This window comes from Streptomyces sp. NRRL S-31, assembly GCF_000718775.1.
Lineage (GTDB): Bacteria > Actinomycetota > Actinomycetes > Streptomycetales > Streptomycetaceae > Streptomyces.
In genome coordinates this window covers 1-16,340 of the sequence record NZ_JOCB01000139.1, presented here as the reverse complement: position 1 = coordinate 16,340, position 16,340 = coordinate 1, and the positions used below count along the sequence as shown (strand labels likewise).

Annotated in this window: 12 protein-coding genes; 4 read left to right on the top strand and 8 right to left on the bottom strand. The window is 70.7% G+C overall.

Features of this window, described 5'->3' with window-relative positions; all coding sequences use genetic code 11:
* From IF37_RS0135665 to IF37_RS0135635, 7 genes are all read right to left on the bottom strand, one after another.
* On the bottom strand, window positions 1-546 hold a 546-nt coding region (locus IF37_RS0135665), incomplete at its 3' end, for a dipeptide/oligopeptide/nickel ABC transporter ATP-binding protein (protein ID WP_037857914.1).
* A 14-nt stretch (window positions 547-560) separates the two neighbouring features.
* Complete coding sequence (locus IF37_RS0135660; RefSeq protein WP_030752807.1) at window positions 561-1,622, bottom strand: ABC transporter ATP-binding protein; 1,062 nt, start codon at window positions 1,620-1,622, stop codon at window positions 561-563.
* Window positions 1,623-1,636: 14 nt separating this feature from the next.
* The gene (locus IF37_RS0135655; RefSeq protein WP_030752804.1) at window positions 1,637-2,614 is read right to left on the bottom strand and encodes an ABC transporter permease; all 978 of its coding nucleotides are present in this window, start codon (window positions 2,612-2,614) and stop codon (window positions 1,637-1,639) included.
* A 95-nt stretch (window positions 2,615-2,709) separates the two neighbouring features.
* On the bottom strand, window positions 2,710-4,503 hold the full coding sequence (locus IF37_RS0135650) for an ABC transporter substrate-binding protein (RefSeq protein WP_030752799.1): 1,794 nt from the start codon (window positions 4,501-4,503) through the stop codon (window positions 2,710-2,712).
* Between the two features lie 102 nt (window positions 4,504-4,605).
* Window positions 4,606-5,646, bottom strand: a complete 1,041-nt coding sequence (locus IF37_RS0135645; RefSeq protein WP_030752795.1) for an ABC transporter permease — start codon at window positions 5,644-5,646, stop codon at window positions 4,606-4,608.
* Window positions 5,647-6,210: 564 nt separating this feature from the next.
* The gene (gene typA / locus IF37_RS0135640) at window positions 6,211-8,118 is read right to left on the bottom strand and encodes a translational GTPase TypA (protein WP_030752792.1); all 1,908 of its coding nucleotides are present in this window, start codon (window positions 8,116-8,118) and stop codon (window positions 6,211-6,213) included.
* Between the two features lie 139 nt (window positions 8,119-8,257).
* Window positions 8,258-10,453, bottom strand: coding sequence for an ABC transporter family substrate-binding protein (locus IF37_RS0135635; RefSeq protein ID WP_030752790.1), 2,196 nt, complete (start codon window positions 10,451-10,453; stop codon window positions 8,258-8,260).
* 314 nt (window positions 10,454-10,767) lie between these two features.
* Here IF37_RS0135635 and IF37_RS0135630 point away from each other — a divergent pair, with 314 nt between their 5' ends.
* The 4 genes from IF37_RS0135630 to IF37_RS0135615 are packed head-to-tail and all read left to right on the top strand — an operon-like array spanning window position 10,768 to window position 14,623.
* Complete coding sequence (locus IF37_RS0135630) at window positions 10,768-11,052, top strand: hypothetical protein (protein WP_030752787.1); 285 nt, start codon at window positions 10,768-10,770, stop codon at window positions 11,050-11,052.
* A 27-nt stretch (window positions 11,053-11,079) separates the two neighbouring features.
* A complete protein-coding gene (locus IF37_RS0135625; RefSeq protein ID WP_030752784.1) occupies window positions 11,080-11,901 on the top strand; it encodes a hypothetical protein in 822 nt (273 codons plus the stop codon).
* 20 nt (window positions 11,902-11,921) lie between these two features.
* Window positions 11,922-13,853 (top strand): fumarate reductase/succinate dehydrogenase flavoprotein subunit, encoded by a 1,932-nt coding sequence (locus IF37_RS0135620; RefSeq protein ID WP_030752781.1) that lies wholly within the window; start codon window positions 11,922-11,924, stop codon window positions 13,851-13,853.
* On the top strand, window positions 13,850-14,623 hold the full coding sequence (locus IF37_RS0135615) for a succinate dehydrogenase/fumarate reductase iron-sulfur subunit (RefSeq protein WP_030752777.1): 774 nt from the start codon (window positions 13,850-13,852) through the stop codon (window positions 14,621-14,623). Before IF37_RS0135620 ends, IF37_RS0135615 begins: the two co-directional genes overlap by 4 nt.
* Here the strand turns inward: IF37_RS0135615 and IF37_RS0135610 are convergent.
* A complete protein-coding gene (locus IF37_RS0135610; RefSeq protein WP_253915941.1) occupies window positions 14,601-15,908 on the bottom strand; it encodes a hypothetical protein in 1,308 nt (435 codons plus the stop codon). The genes IF37_RS0135615 and IF37_RS0135610 overlap by 23 nt on opposite strands.
* Window positions 15,909-16,340: the final 432 nt, after the last annotated feature.

The following is a 16,340-nucleotide window of genomic DNA, read 5'->3' as shown; positions in this document are numbered from 1 at the left end:
GATGCGCTGGCGCTGGCCGCCGGAGAACTCGTGCGGGAACCGGTTGTAGTGCTCGGGGTTGAGACCGACGATCTCCAGCAGTTCCCGGACGCGCTTCTCCCGGCCGCCCGGCGGGGCGATGCCGTTGATCTCCATCGGGCTGGAGATGATCCTGCCGACCGTGTGCCGCGGGTTCAGCGACGCGTACGGGTCCTGGAAGATCATCTGGATCTCGGACCGGACCGGGGCGAGCTGTTTGCGCGTCGCGTGGCTGATGTCCCGGCCGCGGTAGGTGATCGTGCCGGCCGTGGGCTCCAGCAGCCGGGTGATCAGCCGGCCGGTGGTCGACTTGCCGCAGCCGGACTCGCCGACCAGGCCGAAGCTCTCCCCCGCGTGCACGGTCAGGTCCAGCCCGTCGACGGCCTGTACGGCGCCGACCGTCCGCCTGATCGGGAAGCCGCCCTTGACCGGGAAGTGCTTGACCAGCCCCGAGACCGTCAGCAGCGGTTCCGGCGGCGCGTGGTCACCGGCCTCACCGGCGGCGGGAAGGACCAGGTCCTCTGTCATGACGGTGCGTCCTCTCAGCCCAGTCGGGGCCTGATCTCTTCGTCGAAGATGGTGCGTTTCTGCTCCGCTTTGAGGTGGCACGCCGAGGAGCGGTCCGGTGCCAGCGCGGGGCGCTCGGTGACACAGCGGTCGCCTTGGACCCGGTCCCGGAAGGCGCACCGCGGGTGGAAACGGCAGCCGGACGGCGGGGTGAGCAGGCTCGGCGGCGCGCCCGGGATGGGCGAGAGCGGGTTGCCGAGGTCGGAGTCCAGCCGGGGCATGGAGTTCAGCAGGCCCCAGGTGTACGGGTGCCGGGGCGCGTGCAGGACCTCGTCGACGGTGCCGCGCTCTACCGCGCGTCCGGCGTACATGACCATGATGTCGTCGGCCATGTCGGCGATGACCCCGAGGTCGTGGGTGATGAAGACGATCGCCGTGCCGAACTCCCGCTGGAGGTCCTTGAGCAGGTCCAGGATCTGGGCCTGCACGGTCACGTCCAGCGCGGTGGTCGGCTCGTCGGCGATCAGCAGGTCGGGATCGCAGACCAGCGCCATGGCGATCATCGCGCGCTGGCGCATGCCGCCGGAGAACTGGTGCGGGTAGTCCCGGGCGCGCTCCTCGGGGTGGGGGATGCCGACCTTGGCGAGCATCTCCACGGCACGCCGCCACGCGGCCTTCTTCGAGGCGCCGGTGTGCTTCATGTACGGCTCGGCGATCTGCCGGCCGATGGTGTAGAAGGGCGACAGCGCGGTCAGCGGGTCCTGGAAGATCATCGCCACCCGGTTGCCGCGCAGCCGCTCCAGTTCCTTCTCGGTGGCGGTGACGAGTTCGCGGCCGTCGAGGACGATCTCCCCGTCGACCGTGGTGAACAGCGGGTCGTGCAGCCCGAGGATCGTCAGGTTGGTGACCGACTTGCCCGAACCGGACTCGCCCACGATGCCCAGGGTCCGGCCGCGGTGCAGGTCGAAGGAGAGTCCGTCGACGGCCCTGACCGGACCGTCCTCGGTGGAGAACGTCACCTGGAGATCGCGCACCGAGAGGAATCCGTCCGGCCCGGCCGGGCCCGGCGCGCCCGCGGCCTTGGTCACTGTGGTCACGATGGTCGGTCTTCCTAGGAGAGCCGGATGCGGGGGTCGATCCACGCGTAGGTGATGTCGGTCGCGATGTTGATGATCAGGATGAAGAAGGCGCCGAAGAGCATGACCCCCATCGTCAGCGGCAGGTCCTTGTTGACCGCGCCGTCCACGGCGAGCCGGCCGATCCCCTGGAGGGAGAAGGTCAGTTCGGTGACGACGGCGCCGCCCAGCATGGAGCTGACGTCGATGCCGAGCACGGTGACGATGGGGATGAGCGAGCCGCGCCAGGCGTAGCGCAGGAAGACGTACCCGCGCGACATGCCCTTGGCCCGGGCGGTGCGCACATGGTCCTCGGCGAGCTGCTCGATCATCGACGAGCGCGCCATACGGGTGTACTGCGCGGTGAAGATCGTGGCCAGCACGCAGACCGGGATCGACATCCCGACGAACCAGCCGACCGGGTCCCGGGTGAGGGGCACGTACTTCGGGTCCTCCATCCAGCCGGTGCTGTAGACGAGGACCGTCAGCACGACCGGGCCGAGGAAGTAGATCTGGAAGGAGCTGAGCACCATGGACGCGCCGGTGGCGACCTTGTCCACCAGGGTGCCGCGCCGGTAGGCGGCGATCATCCCGGCGCCGACCCCGACGACGAGGAACACGACGGCACCGCCGGCGGCCAGGGTGAGGGTGAGCGGGAACCGGTCCATGATCGTGCTCCAGACCATGTCCCCCGAGTAGAAGGACTGGCCCAGGCAGGGGGCCGGGCAGTGACCGGTGGGGAAGTCGCGGCCCGTGACGATGCCGGACATGAAGTCCCAGAACTGCCTCGCGAGGGGCAGGTCGAGGCCGAGGGCGTCCCGGATGTCCGCCAGCCGCTGGGGCGAACAGTCCTTGCCGCAGGCCAGGGAGGCGTAGTCGGAGGGTGCGGCCACGAAGAGGAAGAACGTCGCCGCCCCGATGAGGAAGAGCGTGACGAAGGCGCCGACCGTGCGCCGGATGATGAACTGAACCATGGCGGGCTGGCTGCTCTCTGCACAGACGGTGGGTGGGGGCGCCCGGGGGCGGGAGCGCGCCCGCTGCGGAGCGCGCTCCCGTCACCGGCCGCTGGTCACGACTTCAGGTACAGCCGGTTGACGTCGATGAGGCTGGACACCGAGCCGTAGCGGGCACCGCCCACGTGCGAGCCGGAGAGCTGGAACTGCTTCGTGTACCACAGCGGGGCCGCCGGGATGACGTTCTCCAGCAGGTAGTGGTGCGCTTCCTTCCAGGTCTTGGCGGCCTCGGCCGGCTCCTGGGTGAGCGCCTTCTTGATGAGGGCGTCGACCTTCGGGTCCTTGACGTGCGAGTAGTTCGCGGAGCCGTCGGTGACCTGGGAGCCGTCGTAGATCGGTGTGACGACCGTGCCCGGGGACGGCCAGTCCTGGCCCCAGCCGGTGATGTACATGTCGTACGGGTTGTCCAGTTTGGCGATCTGCTCGTAGTAGCTCGCCGCGTCGATCTCCTTGGCGACGACGTCGAAGCCGACCTTGGTCAGCGCGTCCTCGATGGCGACCTTGCGCTTCTGTCCGGGCTCGCTGTTGGCGTAGGCGAAGACGAGCTTCTTCTCGGCGGCCGGGAGGCCCTTGACGATCTCCTTGGCCTTGGCGATGTCGCCCTGCGGGGACTTCAGCCGGCCGTAGGGGTCGTAATCCGGCTCGTAGCCGGGCAGTGTCGGCGCGAAGTAGTTCGGCGCGACGTCACCGCCGTAGGCACCGCCCTCGCCGGCGATGAGGGACTTGGAGTTGACCGCGTAGGTGACGGCCTCGCGCACCTTCTTGTCCTTGACCCGGTCGAGGTTGAAGGTGAGCGTCATGACGTACGGCTGGTAGCCCTTGACCGTGCGCTTCCTGGCGTCCGGGTTGCCGATGACGTCCTGGATCTGGGTGGCCTCGACACCGCCGGTCAGCTGGATGGCGTTCTTGTTGTCGCCCTCGTCCGCGATCAGCCGCTTGGTCTGGGTGGACTCGGTGATGCCGAACTGGAAGTCGAAGCCGTCGACGTACTGGTGGCGCACGGAGTCGGTCTTCGGGTCCCAGCGGGTGTTCCGCACCAGCTTCAGGCTCTTGCCGATCTTGTTCTCGGCGACCTTGTACGGGCCGGTGGCGACCGGCTTCTTCTCGTACCTCTCCTTGGTGTCGCCCTTCTCCGGGACGACGGCGTAGCCGGCCATGGCGAGCGTCTGCGGCAGGTCCGGCCGCGGCTGGTCGAAGTGGAAGACCACCGTCTTGGCGTCCGGGGTGTCGAGCACCGAGGCCGGCAGGTGCTTGCCGTCGAAGCCGCCGCCGGGCAGGGCCTTGCGGTAGTCGGTGCCGCTCAGCCAGGTCTGGAGGTAGGTCGGGCCGTCGAAGACGAACTTGGCGTACGTGCGCTCGACGGTGTGCCGTACGTCGGCCGAGGTGATGGCGCGGCCGGTCTCGTCCTTGATGCCGTCCTTCAGGGTGAAGGTCCAGGTCTTGCCGCCGTCGGAGGACTTGCCGGAGTCGGTGGCGAGGTCGCCGACGACCGACACGTCGCCCTTGTCGTCCTCCTGGAACTGGGTCAGGCGGCGGAAGAGCAGGTTGGCGACCTGGCCGGAGTCGGAGACGTAGATCTGGCCGGGGTCCAGGTGGGACAGGCCCGGCTCCTGGTACACGATGATCGTGCCGCCGGGCTTGGCGCCGGGCACCTCGGCGGCCGGTCCGGTCGATCCCGCGGCGTCGACGTAGGTGACCGCCTTCGACTGGACCGCCGCCTCCTTCTGGTCCTTCCCGGAGTCCTTGCCGGACTTGCCGCCCTCGTTCTTCGAGCAGCCCGTGAGGGCGAGGGAGCCGGCCGCGACGGCGATCACGACGGCACGCGCTCCGCGGGCGCGATGAGACATCATGTGGCGAATCCACCTACCTGTCGGTTGTAATCCGTGAGCTCTGCCGGGCGCCGGCCGCGCGGACCGGCGGGGGCGGCAGTCACCCCCCACCCAACGGACGACCTACCGCCCGGACTTGGGGTCGAACGCGTCCCGTACGGAGTCCCCGAGGAGGTTGAAGCACAGGACGAAGACCACCAGTGCGACCCCGGGGAAGAACATGAACGCCGGGTCCTGCTCGGCGTACCGGGCGCCGGCGGCGAAGAGGCGTCCCCAGTCGGGGGTGGGCTCGACGAACCCGACGCCCGCGAAGGACAGGAAGGCGATGCTGAGGATGGTGCTGGGCAGTTGGTACGTGAACTGCACCAGGATCGGAGTGACGACGTTGGGCAGGATCTCCTTGCGCACGATCCACCACGGCGAGGCGCCGGAGACCTTGGCGGCCTCCACGAACTCCCTCTCGCGCAGGGACAGTACGGTGGACCGCACCAGCCGGGCCATGCCCATCCAGCCCAGCAGCCACAGCACGATCAGCATGGCCACGGCACGGAAGTAGGTCGGCGTCTCCTCGCGCGGATCGACGAAGAACGACGTCACCACGGGCATGAAGGCGATGAAGAACAACTGCTGCGGGAAGGAGAGGAAGAAGTCGGTGCCACGGCCGAGCCAGTAGTCGGTGCGCCCGCCGAAGTAGCCGCCGATCAGGCCGATCACCACACCGCTGAGCATGAGGAGGACGGTGATGCCGAGCGCCATGTACAGCGAGGTGCGCATCCCGTACAGCAGCATGGCGTAGAGGTCGCGGCCGTACTGCGGTTCGACGCCGAACCAGTGGGCGCCCGAGACGCCCCCCAAGTAGCCGAGCGGAAGCCCGAATTCATCGAGCACGGGCTTGTCGGCGTAGGTGGGGTCCTGGCCGTACAGGGTGTACGGATCGGTGCCCGGCAGCCTGGCCAGCAGCGGCGCGAGCAGCGCGACGAGGAAGTAGCCGATCACGACGACGGCACAGACGACGCCGGTGCGGTCGCGCCTGAAACGCAGCCACATCAGCCGGCCGGGGGACCGGCCCGCGAGTTCGACGGCCTCGCCCTCCGCCGCCGGCCGTAATGCGCCGTCGACGACGACCGACGCCCCGCCGCCCTCGATGTCGATAGGACTTGTCACGGTTCGTCCGTTTCACAGGTATCGGTGTGAGAGGTGCCCGGGTACTCCGAGAACGCGCGAGACCTCAGTCGGACGCGCGTAGTTCTACAGCCGAATCACACCGCTGGACGTGCCGGACCGACCCACCCGATGGTCGTGACACCGCGCATGGGGGTACCTCCTCATGACTCCACATGTTCACCAACAGGAGGGGGTCACCGTCTTCCTTCCGACACCCCTGACGGAAGGCCAGACACCCCCTGGTGCTCGCGAGTCGGCGCTGTCCCCACAGCGCGAGACCCATTGACCCGAGCGCTACGCGGCTAACTATCTGCCATGAGCCAGGAGCCGACCACTGTCTGTAAATCTCAATTCAGTCACAGCTGACGCGAACAACTTCCAAAAAGTGGACAAAGTGTTCGCCTGAGAAAACCGCGAAACGGACGTGTTACCTGGGTATCGGGCGAAGATCTCCGCAATCCGGACACCCGACGGCCCCTGGGTGGCCGGCCTCCACCGGAAAATGGGTTGCAAAAAGCCCGGGTGTCCCCATCATGGGGGCACCCGGGCTCGATTCGCGGTGGATCAGCCGTGCTTGGCGCGGCTCGCGGCACGCGCCCGCTCCCGCTGGTCGAGGTTGACCTTGCGGATGCGAACCGCCTCCGGAGTCACCTCGACGCACTCGTCGTCACGGCAGAACTCCAGCGACTGCTCCAGGGAGAGCTTGCGCGGCGGGACGATCGCCTCGAACGAGTCGGCCGACGAGGACCGCATGTTCGTGAGCTTCTTCTCCTTGGTGATGTTGACGTCCATGTCGTCGGAGCGGGAGTTCTCACCGACGATCATGCCCTCGTACACCTCGGTGCCCGGCTCCACGAACAGCACGCCGCGCTCCTGGAGGTTCGTCATCGCGAACGCGGTGACGGCACCGGAGCGGTCGGCGACCAGCGAGCCGTTGTTGCGGGTCTGGAGCGTGCCGAACCAGGGCTCGTGGCCCTCGTGGATGGAGTGGCCGATGCCGGTGCCGCGGGTCTGGGTCAGGAACTCGGTACGGAAGCCGATGAGACCGCGGGAGGGCACCACGAACTCCATGCGCACCCAGCCGGAGCCGTGGTTGGACATGTTGTCCATCCGGCCCTTGCGGACGCCCATGAGCTGCGTGACGGCGCCCATGTGCTCCTCGGGCACGTCGATCGTCATGCGCTCGACCGGCTCGTGGACCTTGCCGTCGACCTCCTTGGTGACGACCTGCGGCTTGCCGACGGTCAGCTCGTAGCCCTCGCGGCGCATCTGCTCGACCAGGATGGCGAGCGCCAGCTCACCACGGCCCTGGACCTCCCAGGCGTCCGGACGCTCGGTGTCCAGCACGCGCAGCGAGACGTTGCCGATCAGCTCGCGGTCCAGACGGTCCTTGACCTGGCGGGCGGTGACCTTGCGGTCCTTGACGGCCGACTTGGCGTCGGCGCCCTTGCCGGTGCCGCCGCGGCCGACCAGCGGCGAGGTGTTGGTGCCGATGACCATGGAGATCGCGGGCTCGTCGACCGTGATCAGCGGGAGCGGGATCGGGTTCTCCGGGTCGGCGAGGGTCTCGCCGATCATGATCTCCGGGATACCGGCGACGGCGCAGATGTCACCCGGGCCGGCCACCTCGGCGGGCTTGCGGGTGAGCGCCTCGGTCATCATCAGCTCGGAGATGCGGACATTGCTGATCGAGCCGTCGCGCTTGATCCAGGCGACCGTCTGACCCTTGCGCAGCTCGCCCTGCTCGACACGGAGCAGCGCGATGCGGCCGAGGAAGTTGTCCGCGTCGAGGTTGGTGACGTGGGCCTGGAGCGGCGCCTCCTCGTCGTACGTGGGGGCCGGGATGTGCTCCAGGATGGTGGAGAAGAACGGCTCCAGGCTGGTGGAGTCGGCGGGGACCGTGCCGTTGTCCGGCTTGGTCAGCGAGGCGATGCCGTCCCGGCCGCAGGCGTAGACGATCGGGAACTCGATCTGCTCCTCGTCCGCGTCCAGGTCGAGGAAGAGGTCGTAGGTCTCGTTGACGACCTCGTCGATCCGGGCGTCGGGGCGGTCCGTCTTGTTGATGCACAGGATGACGGGCAGCCGCGCCTGGAGCGCCTTGCGCAGCACGAAGCGGGTCTGCGGCAGCGGACCCTCGGAGGCGTCCACCAGCAGCACGACGCCGTCGACCATCGACAGACCGCGCTCGACCTCGCCGCCGAAGTCGGCGTGGCCGGGGGTGTCGATGATGTTGATGGTGATCGGTTCCCCGCCATCCTTCGGGTGGTACTTGACCGCCGTGTTCTTGGCGAGGATCGTGATGCCCTTCTCACGCTCCAGGTCGTTCGAGTCCATGACGCGGTCGTCGACCTGCTCGAGCTGATGGGCGGCGAAGGCACCGGCCTGCTTCAGCATGCCGTCGACGATGGTGGTCTTGCCGTGGTCGACGTGGGCGACGATGGCGACGTTGCGGATGTCGTGGCGCGTGGCCATGGTGTGGCGTACTCCCGGTGTGTGGATTGCCCTGCGCGTACGTCCGTGTCGCGCGGGCCCTGCCGGGCTGGACACGCCACGGCCTCACCCCATGGTACGTGGCCCCGGCAGCCGGGGCTCGCCGGGCCGTCTCCCTCCCCTAGCCCTTGGTGGGGCTCGCCGAGATCTTCGCGCCCTTCTTCAGGAAGCCCATGTCCTCGTAGACCGGTGTCTGGAATCCGAACGCCCCCGCGTTGACCAGGTTCTTCCGCACCCCGACCAGCTGGGGCCGCTGGTAGAGCGGGATCGATCCGGCGGCGGCCCAGATGCGGGAGTCGGCCTTCTTGATCAGGCCCCGCGCCTCGTCCTCGTCCAGGGTGGTGGCGGCCTCGTCGAAGAGCTGGTCGACCTGGTCGGTACCGACCCGGGTGTAGTTCTGCTCGACGTTCAACGAGCCGTCCGCCGCCGGGAGCGGCTTGGCGTAGACGGGCCGGGCGTCGGTCGCCGGGAAGGCGGAGGAGGGCCAGGAGTACAGGGCGAGGTCGTAGTCGCCGGCGGCGATGTGGTCCTTGAAGTAGCTCTCGTCCGAGACCTTGGTGATCGTCGTGCGGATGCCGACCTGCTCCAGCATCGCGGAGATCCGCTCGGCGACCGAGTTCAGGGTGTCCGAGCCGGGGCCGGAGGGCAGCACGAAGCGCAGCGCGAGCGGCTTGCCGTCCTTGGCGAGCGGCCCGGCCGGCGCGGCGGCCGGGGCGGCCGTGCCCTTGGGGGCGTACGCGCCGGGAGCGCCACCGTGCTTGCCCTCCTGCGCGAGGTGCTGGCCGGCGCTCTCCTGGTCGTCGGCGCTCTCCTGGGGCCCGCCCTTGCCGTCCGTGTCGCCGTGCCCCTTGTCGTCCTCCCCGACGACGTACTCGCCGTCGTCGCCGCCGTCGGACTCGTCCTTGTCGCTCTTCTCCGGGCCGGCCGCCTTCTGGTTCTTCTTCTCCTCCTTGAGGGGGCCGCCGCGCACCCAGCCGGCTTCGGTGAGCAGCGCCTGCGCCTCCTGGGCGTCCTGGGCGCCGAGCGCGCCGCTGCCGTCGGCGTAGGCGGCCTGCCCGGACAGGGCGAGGTGGCTGCCGACCGGGACGGCGGGCAGGCCCAGCGGGGTGAGCACCAGACGCGTCAGCTCGGTGCGGTCCAGGGCGCGGGCGATGGCCCGGCGGACCCGTTCGTCGGTCAGGGGGCCGGCGGAGCCGTTCAGGGCGAGCTGGGTGTAGACGGGCTCCAGGGACTTGCGGACCTCGACGTCCCGCAGGGCCTGCTGCTCGTCCAGGTAACGGGTGATGGCCCCGGTGAGCTTCTCGCCGTCCTCGTGCGCCCGGCCGGCGTCCAGGCCGTGCGCGAGCGCCCAGTCGCGCAGTTTCCTCGCCGACGTCCTGCCGCCGCCCTGGAGCGGGGTGCCGGTGCCCTTCGCGCGGTGGGCGAGTCCGATCCGCTGGGCGTCCGAGGCGTCGATCTCGGCCAGGTCCGCCTGGCCGTCGGCGAGCGCGGCGGCCCGCTTGTCCGGGGAGACGGCGTGCAGCACGATCTCCTCCAGCTTCGCGGGCCTGCCCCACCAGCGGGCGTTCCGGGTGAGCACCACGTCCTTCTTCGCGGTGTCGACCCGCTCCACCTTGAAGGGGCCGGCGGTGGTCTTCAGCTGGCGGCGGGCGCCGTCGTTGAAGGTCTCCGGGGAGCCCGTGACGTCCTTCGGGTACAGCGGGGAGAACAGCGACTTCCAGTCGGCGTACGGGCGGGAGAAGGTGACCCGGACCTGGAGGTCGTTGTCCCCGCGCTCGATCTTCTCGATGCGGTCGTAGCCGGCGTTGCGGGCGGTCCAGTAGGCGCTGTTCTTCCCGGACAGGGCCCGCCACTGGGCGAGGAAGTCGGCGGCGCCGATCTCCCGGCCGTCGCTCCACACCGCCTGCTGGTTGAGCTTGTACAGCACGACCTGGCGCGGCTCGGTCTCGATGACCTTGGCCGATTCCAGATAGGCCGGGTTCGCCGCCGGGCGGCCGTTGGCATCGAGCCGGAACATCGAGGGCAGCACGGCCTGGGCGACCCGGCTGGTGCCCGCGTCGGCGTCGGCCTGGTAGGTGTTCAGCGTCTCCGGCAGGGCGTCCACGGCCCAGGTCAGCGAGCCTCCGTCGGCGACCAGGTCCCGGGCGACCGGGGCGATGTCCTGTCCGGCCAGGGGGCTGCTGGTCTCCTCGTCGGAGCCGCAGCCGGCGAGCAGCGGTACCGCGAGCGCGCCGGCGGTGAGGAAGGCGACCGAACGCGTCCCACCGAGCCGCGAGTGCCGGGACCCTTCGGGGCGCTGCCGAACGTCGTGGGACATCTCTGCTACCTCCGGGGAGCCACGGGCCTTATGCTCACATTTGTCGGTATATGGAGCTGATCACTTTTGGCGGTATATGGAGCTGATCAGATCTATGCGGCCACTGAAGAGGAAAGGATCCGGCAACAGCGGGCGACACGGCGGCGACGGCCGCCAAGGCCACCCGTGCGGCGCAACCTCCCGGGCGATGCACCCGTACGCCCCGGCCAATCGCTGCACATCCCTTCACACAGGCAGGTGTGAGGCGCAACACTCCAAGGCGCATGAACGTTGCCGCCCATGGCCCGCCGGACCAGTGGAAGCGAGGGCAAGTCATGTCCGTGCACGACGACATCAACGCCGTCCAGCGTTGTCTCGACGATCTCGGCAGGTCGCTGGGCCGTCTGGAGCACCAGCTCGGCAGTGACGGGCTGGAGATACGCCGCATCCGGCTGGACGCCCGGCACCTGCGCGAGAGCGTGGCGCTCCTGCGGGAGGCCGCCGCCCCGGCCGCACCCCGGCCCGACCTCGTCACCATCTCCGACGCGCCCTACGACATCACCCTGTGGACGGACTCGGACGACGAGGGCCTGGGCGCCCGCGACCGCCGCGCCCCCTGAGGAACCCCTACCGACCGGAGTGCTGACTTGGCCACTGGTACGGAACCCCGACCCGGCCGCGGCGGCGTACGCACCGGCACACGCGCCGCGATCGCCGCCCCGCACCTGCGGACCGACCGCTGGTGGCTGGCGCCCGCCGTCACCGCGGCCGGTCTGTTCGCCTTCGTCGTCTACTCGACGTGGCGGGCGTTCGCCAACGCCCACTACTACGCCGCGCCGTACGTCTCGCCGTTCTACTCGCCGTGCCTGGCGGAGAACTGCCGGACCATGCGCGCCGGACCCAACGCCGACCTCTTCGGCGGCTGGTGGGGCATCTCGCCCGCCGTCATCATCCTGATCTTCCCGCTCGGCTTCCGCCTGACCTGCTACTACTACCGCAAGGCGTACTACCGCGCCTTCTGGGCCTCCCCGCCCGCCTGCGCGGTGGCCGAGCCGCACCGGACGTACACCGGCGAGACCCGCTTCCCGCTGATCCTCCAGAACGTCCACCGGTACTTCTTCTACGCCGCCCTGCTGGTGGCCGGCGTGCTCACGTACGACACCGTGCTGGCCTTCAGGGACACGCACTACCGGTGGGGACACATGGGCCTGGGCACCCTGGTCTTCCTCGCCAACATCGTGCTGATCTGGGCGTACACCCTCTCCTGCCACTCCTGCCGGCACATCGTCGGCGGCAAGCTCAAGCACTTCTCCAGACACCCCGTGCGCTACCGGGCGTGGCGGTTCGTCGGCCGGCTCAACGCCCGCCACATGCAGCTGGCCTGGGCCTCGCTGCTGAGCGTGGCGCTCGCCGACTTCTACGTCTACCTCGTCGCGTCGGGCGTCTTCGACGATCCGCGCTTCTTCTAGAGATCAGTGAGGACCGACTGATGTCCGTGGTCGACCGGCAGGAGTGGGACGTCGTCGTGGTCGGTGCCGGCGGCGCCGGGCTGCGCGCCGCGATCGAGGCGCGCGAGCGGGGCGCCCGTACGGCCGTGATCTGCAAGTCCCTGTTCGGCAAGGCGCACACGGTGATGGCCGAGGGCGGCATCGCGGCGGCGATGGCCAACGCCAACGAGCACGACACCTGGCAGGTGCACTTCCGCGACACCCTGCGCGGCGGCAAGTTCCTGAACCAGTGGCGGATGGCCGAGCTGCACGCGCGGGAGGCCCCGGACCGGGTCTGGGAGCTGGAGACCTGGGGCGCGCTGTTCGACCGCACGAAGGACGGCCGGATCTCCCAGCGGAACTTCGGCGGCCATGAGTACCCGCGCCTCGCGCACGTCGGCGACCGCACCGGCCTGGAGCTGATCCGCACCCTCCAGCAGAAGATCGTCGCGCTCCAGCAGGAGGACTTCCGGGAGACCGGGGACCACGAGTCCCGGCTGAAGGTCCTCCAGGAGTGCACGGTCACCCGTGTCCTCAAGGACGGCGACCGCGTGTGCGGGGTCTTCGGCTACGACCGCGAGACCGGCCGCTTCTTCGTCCTCCAGGCACCCGCCGTGGTCCTCGCGACCGGCGGCATCGGCAAGTCCTTCAAGGTCACCTCCAACTCGTGGGAGTACACCGGTGACGGCCACGCGCTGGCGCTGCTGGCCGGCGCGCCCCTGCTGAACATGGAGTTCGTGCAGTTCCACCCGACCGGCATGGTCTGGCCCCCGTCGGTGAAGGGCATCCTCGTCACCGAGTCGGTGCGCGGCGACGGCGGGGTGCTGCGCGACTCCGCCGGCAGGCGGTTCATGTTCGACTACGTCCCGGACGTCTTCAAGGAGAAGTACGCCGAGTCGGAGGAGGAGGCCGACCGGTGGTACGAGGACCCGGACCACAACCGCCGCCCGCCGGAACTGCTCCCCCGCGACGAGGTGGCCCGCGCGATCAACTCCGAGGTGAAGGCGGGCCGCGGCTCACCGCACGGCGGGGTCTTCCTCGACGTCTCCACCCGGATGCCGGCCGAGGTGATCCGGCGCCGGCTGCCCTCCATGTACCACCAGTTCAAGGAGCTGGCGGACGTCGACATCACCGCGGAGGCGATGGAGGTCGGCCCGACCTGCCACTATGTGATGGGCGGTGTCGCCGTCGACTCCGACACCGCGGCGGCGCGCGGGGTGCCGGGGCTGTACGCGGCCGGTGAGGTGGCCGGCGGCATGCACGGCTCCAACCGGCTCGGCGGCAACTCCCTCTCCGACCTGCTGGTCTTCGGCCGCCGGGCGGGCTGGCACGCGGCCGAGTACGCGCGCGGCCTGACCGGCCGGCGCCCGCCGGTCGACGACGCCCAGGTCGACACGGCCGCGGCGGAGGCGCTGCGTCCCTTCTCCGCCGGGACGGCGGGCGAGGCGGGGCCGGCGGAGAACCCGTACACCCTGCACCAGGAACTCCAGCAGACCATGAACGACCTCGTCGGCATCATCCGCCGCGAGGGCGAGATGGAACAGGCCCTGCGCCGGCTCGCCGAACTGCGGGTGCGGGCCCGCCGGGCCGGCGTGGAGGGCCACCGCCAGTTCAACCCCGGCTGGCACCTCTGTCTGGACCTGCGGAACATGCTGCTGGTCAGCGAGTGCGTGGCCCGATCGGCCCTGGAGCGCACCGAGTCGCGCGGCGGCCACACCCGCGAGGACCGCCCGGCGATGGACCGCGCCTGGCGCAACGTGAACCTGCTCTGCGCGCTCGCCGACCCCGCCGGGAGCCTCGCCGTGACCGACCCGGCGCGCGGCCAGATCCGCCTCACCCGCGAGACCACCGACCCCATCCGCCCGGACCTGCTCGCCCTCTTCGAGAAGGAGGAGCTGGTCAAGTACCTCGCCGAAGAGGAGCTGTACGAGTGAGCAGCTACGAGGCCCGCTTCCAGGTGTGGCGGGGCGACGAACGGGGCGGCGGCCTGGAGGACTTCCGGGTCGAGGTGAACGACGGCGAGGTGGTCCTGGACATCGTCCACCGCCTCCAGGCGACCCAGGCGCCCGACCTGGCCGTGCGCTGGAACTGCAAGGCGGGCAAGTGCGGTTCGTGCTCGGCGGAGATCAACGGCCGGCCGCGGCTGCTGTGCATGACCCGCATGTCGGTCTTCGACCGCGCGGAGACGATCACGATCACCCCGCTGCGCGCCTTCCCGGTGATCCGGGACCTGGTGACGGACGTCGGCTTCAACTACCAGAAGGCGCGCGAGGTCCCGGCCTTCGTCCCGCCGGCCGGCCTCGGCCCCGGCGAGTACCGCATGTTCCAGGAGGACGTGGACCGCTCGCAGGAGTTCCGCAAGTGCATCGAGTGCTTCCTGTGCCAGGACACCTGCCACGTGGTGCGCGACCACGAGGAGAACAAGACGGCGTTCGCGGGTCCGCGCTTCCTGATGCGGATCGCGGAGCTGGACATGCACCCGCTGGACGCCGCCGCCGACACCGGCCTGGACCGGAGCCGCACGGCCCAGGACGACCACGGCCTCGGCTACTGCAACATCACCAAGTGCTGCACGGAGGTCTGCCCCGAGGGCATCCGGATCACGGACAACGCCCTGATCCCGATGAAGGAACGGGCGGCCGACCGCAAGTACGACCCGCTGGTGTGGCTGGGCTCCAGGATCAGGAGGCGGTCCGGGGCGTAGCGACCCAGTCCTGCTCGTAGGCCCGCCAGTCCGCTTCGGTGGCCGCGAAGTCCACGTAGAGGGCGACGCCGAAGCGGGGGCGATCGGCGTCCGTGCGGGACAGGCCGAGGCGGACGCCGCGCACGGCGGCCGGGACGGTCTCGGCGCGCGCCCGATGGCCGAACCGGTTCTCGTGGTAGAAGGGCAGGCCCATCAGCAGGTCGGTGCCGTCCGGGGTGACCTCCAGGGCGAGGCTGGTCTGCTGGGCCACATAGCCGCCGTACAGGCTCTCCAGCGGCTGCATGGTGTCGTACGACATGACGGCGATCTGGTCCACCCGGCGGGCCACCTGCCCGAAGTACGCCTGCGACCACCACTTGGGGTGGTTCGTGGTCGCGCCCCAGAAGGAGTGGAAGCCGGGCAGCGGGTCGATCTGGTGGGCGGCGACGGAGAGCACCGCGCCCCGGGCGTGGGTGAGGTCGCGCAGGTCGTCGAGGAGGGCGAGGTAGTCCCGGTCGCCGGAGTGCAGGGGCTCCAGGTCGAAGTGCGCGCCCTCGAAACCGGCGTCGAGGACGGCGCGGGTGGAGGCGAGGATCGCCGTGCGCGTGGCCGGGCGTTCGAGGCGCAGTCCGTCGGGGGTCTCGGTGGCCAGCTTGTCCCCGAGCCATGCCTGGACCCGGACGTCCGGCAGCTCCCGGTGGACGGCGGCCGTCAGCCGGCGGGCCCCGCGGTACGCCGAGGCGGGCAGGGTGCCGTCGTGCTCCAGCGGCCCCGCGTGGACGTACAGGTCCCGCACCCCGGTGTCCCGCAGCCGCCGGGCGAGGGCCTCGACGTCCCGGTCGGTCTTCCGGCCGTCCACCCAGGCGTGCCCCAGCCAGAGGGCGTCCTGGTGCCGGGTCCGGGTGCCGGGCGCCGGATCGCCGCTGTAGTTGACCCGCAGGGCCGTCTCGGCGGTCAGCAGCGGGAGCAGCAGCAGGGCGAGGACGGCGGCACCGGCCCGGACGAACCGCCGCCGCCGGGACTGGGGACGGGCGGGCCGGACGGGAGCGGGCGCCGTGCCGTCCGGCCGGACGGCCGTCGCGTCCCCTTCCCCGCCGCCCTCCCGTTCCGCGCCGCCCTCCCGTTCCGCGCGCTCGCCGCCGGGCGCCGTGCCGCCCGACCGCGGCCCCCGCGCCCGGCTCCGGTCCGCCCGGTCCGCTTCCGCCTGCTTCCCTTCCGGCCGGTCCCCCTCGGCCCGGTCCGCGTCCCCCCGGCTCCCGTCCGCCCGGTCCGCGCCCAGCCGGTCCGCGCCCACCCGGCTCCCCACCGCCTGGTCCGCGTCGGCCCGGTTCCCTACCGCCTGGTCCGCGTCCGTCCGGCTCCCGTCCGCCCGGCCCCCCACCGCCCGGTCCGCGTCCGCGCCGGTCCGCGCCCACCCGGACCCCCTCCACCCGGTCCGCGCCCACCCGGCTCCCGTCCGCCCAGGCCCCCTCCGCCCGGTCCGCGTCCGTCCGGTCCGCGTCCGTCCGGTCCGCGCCCAGCCGGTCCGCGCCCACCCGGCTCCCCACCGCCTGGTCCGCGTCGACCCGGTTCCCGTCCGCCTGGTCCGCGTCCGCCCGGACCCCCACCGCCCGGTCCGCGTCGACCCGGTTCCCTCCCGGCCGGTCCGCGCCCACCCGGACCCCCTCCACCCGGTCCGCGCCCACCCGGCTCCCGTCCGCCCAGGCCCCCTCCGCCCGGTCCGCGTCCGTCCGGTCCG

Excerpts from the sequence above, each read along its gene's own strand:
- IF37_RS0135655 (WP_030752804.1), bottom strand. The coding sequence starts at position 2,614 with ATGGTTCAGTTCATCATCCGGCGCACGGTCGGCGCCTTCGTCACGCTC.
- IF37_RS0135650 (WP_030752799.1), bottom strand. The coding sequence starts at position 4,503 with ATGATGTCTCATCGCGCCCGCGGAGCGCGTGCCGTCGTGATCGCCGTC.
- typA (WP_030752792.1), bottom strand. The coding sequence starts at position 8,118 with ATGGCCACGCGCCACGACATCCGCAACGTCGCCATCGTCGCCCACGTC.
- IF37_RS0135635 (WP_030752790.1), bottom strand. The coding sequence starts at position 10,453 with ATGTCCCACGACGTTCGGCAGCGCCCCGAAGGGTCCCGGCACTCGCGG.
- IF37_RS0135630 (WP_030752787.1), top strand. The coding sequence starts at position 10,768 with ATGTCCGTGCACGACGACATCAACGCCGTCCAGCGTTGTCTCGACGAT.
- IF37_RS0135620 (WP_030752781.1), top strand. The coding sequence starts at position 11,922 with ATGTCCGTGGTCGACCGGCAGGAGTGGGACGTCGTCGTGGTCGGTGCC.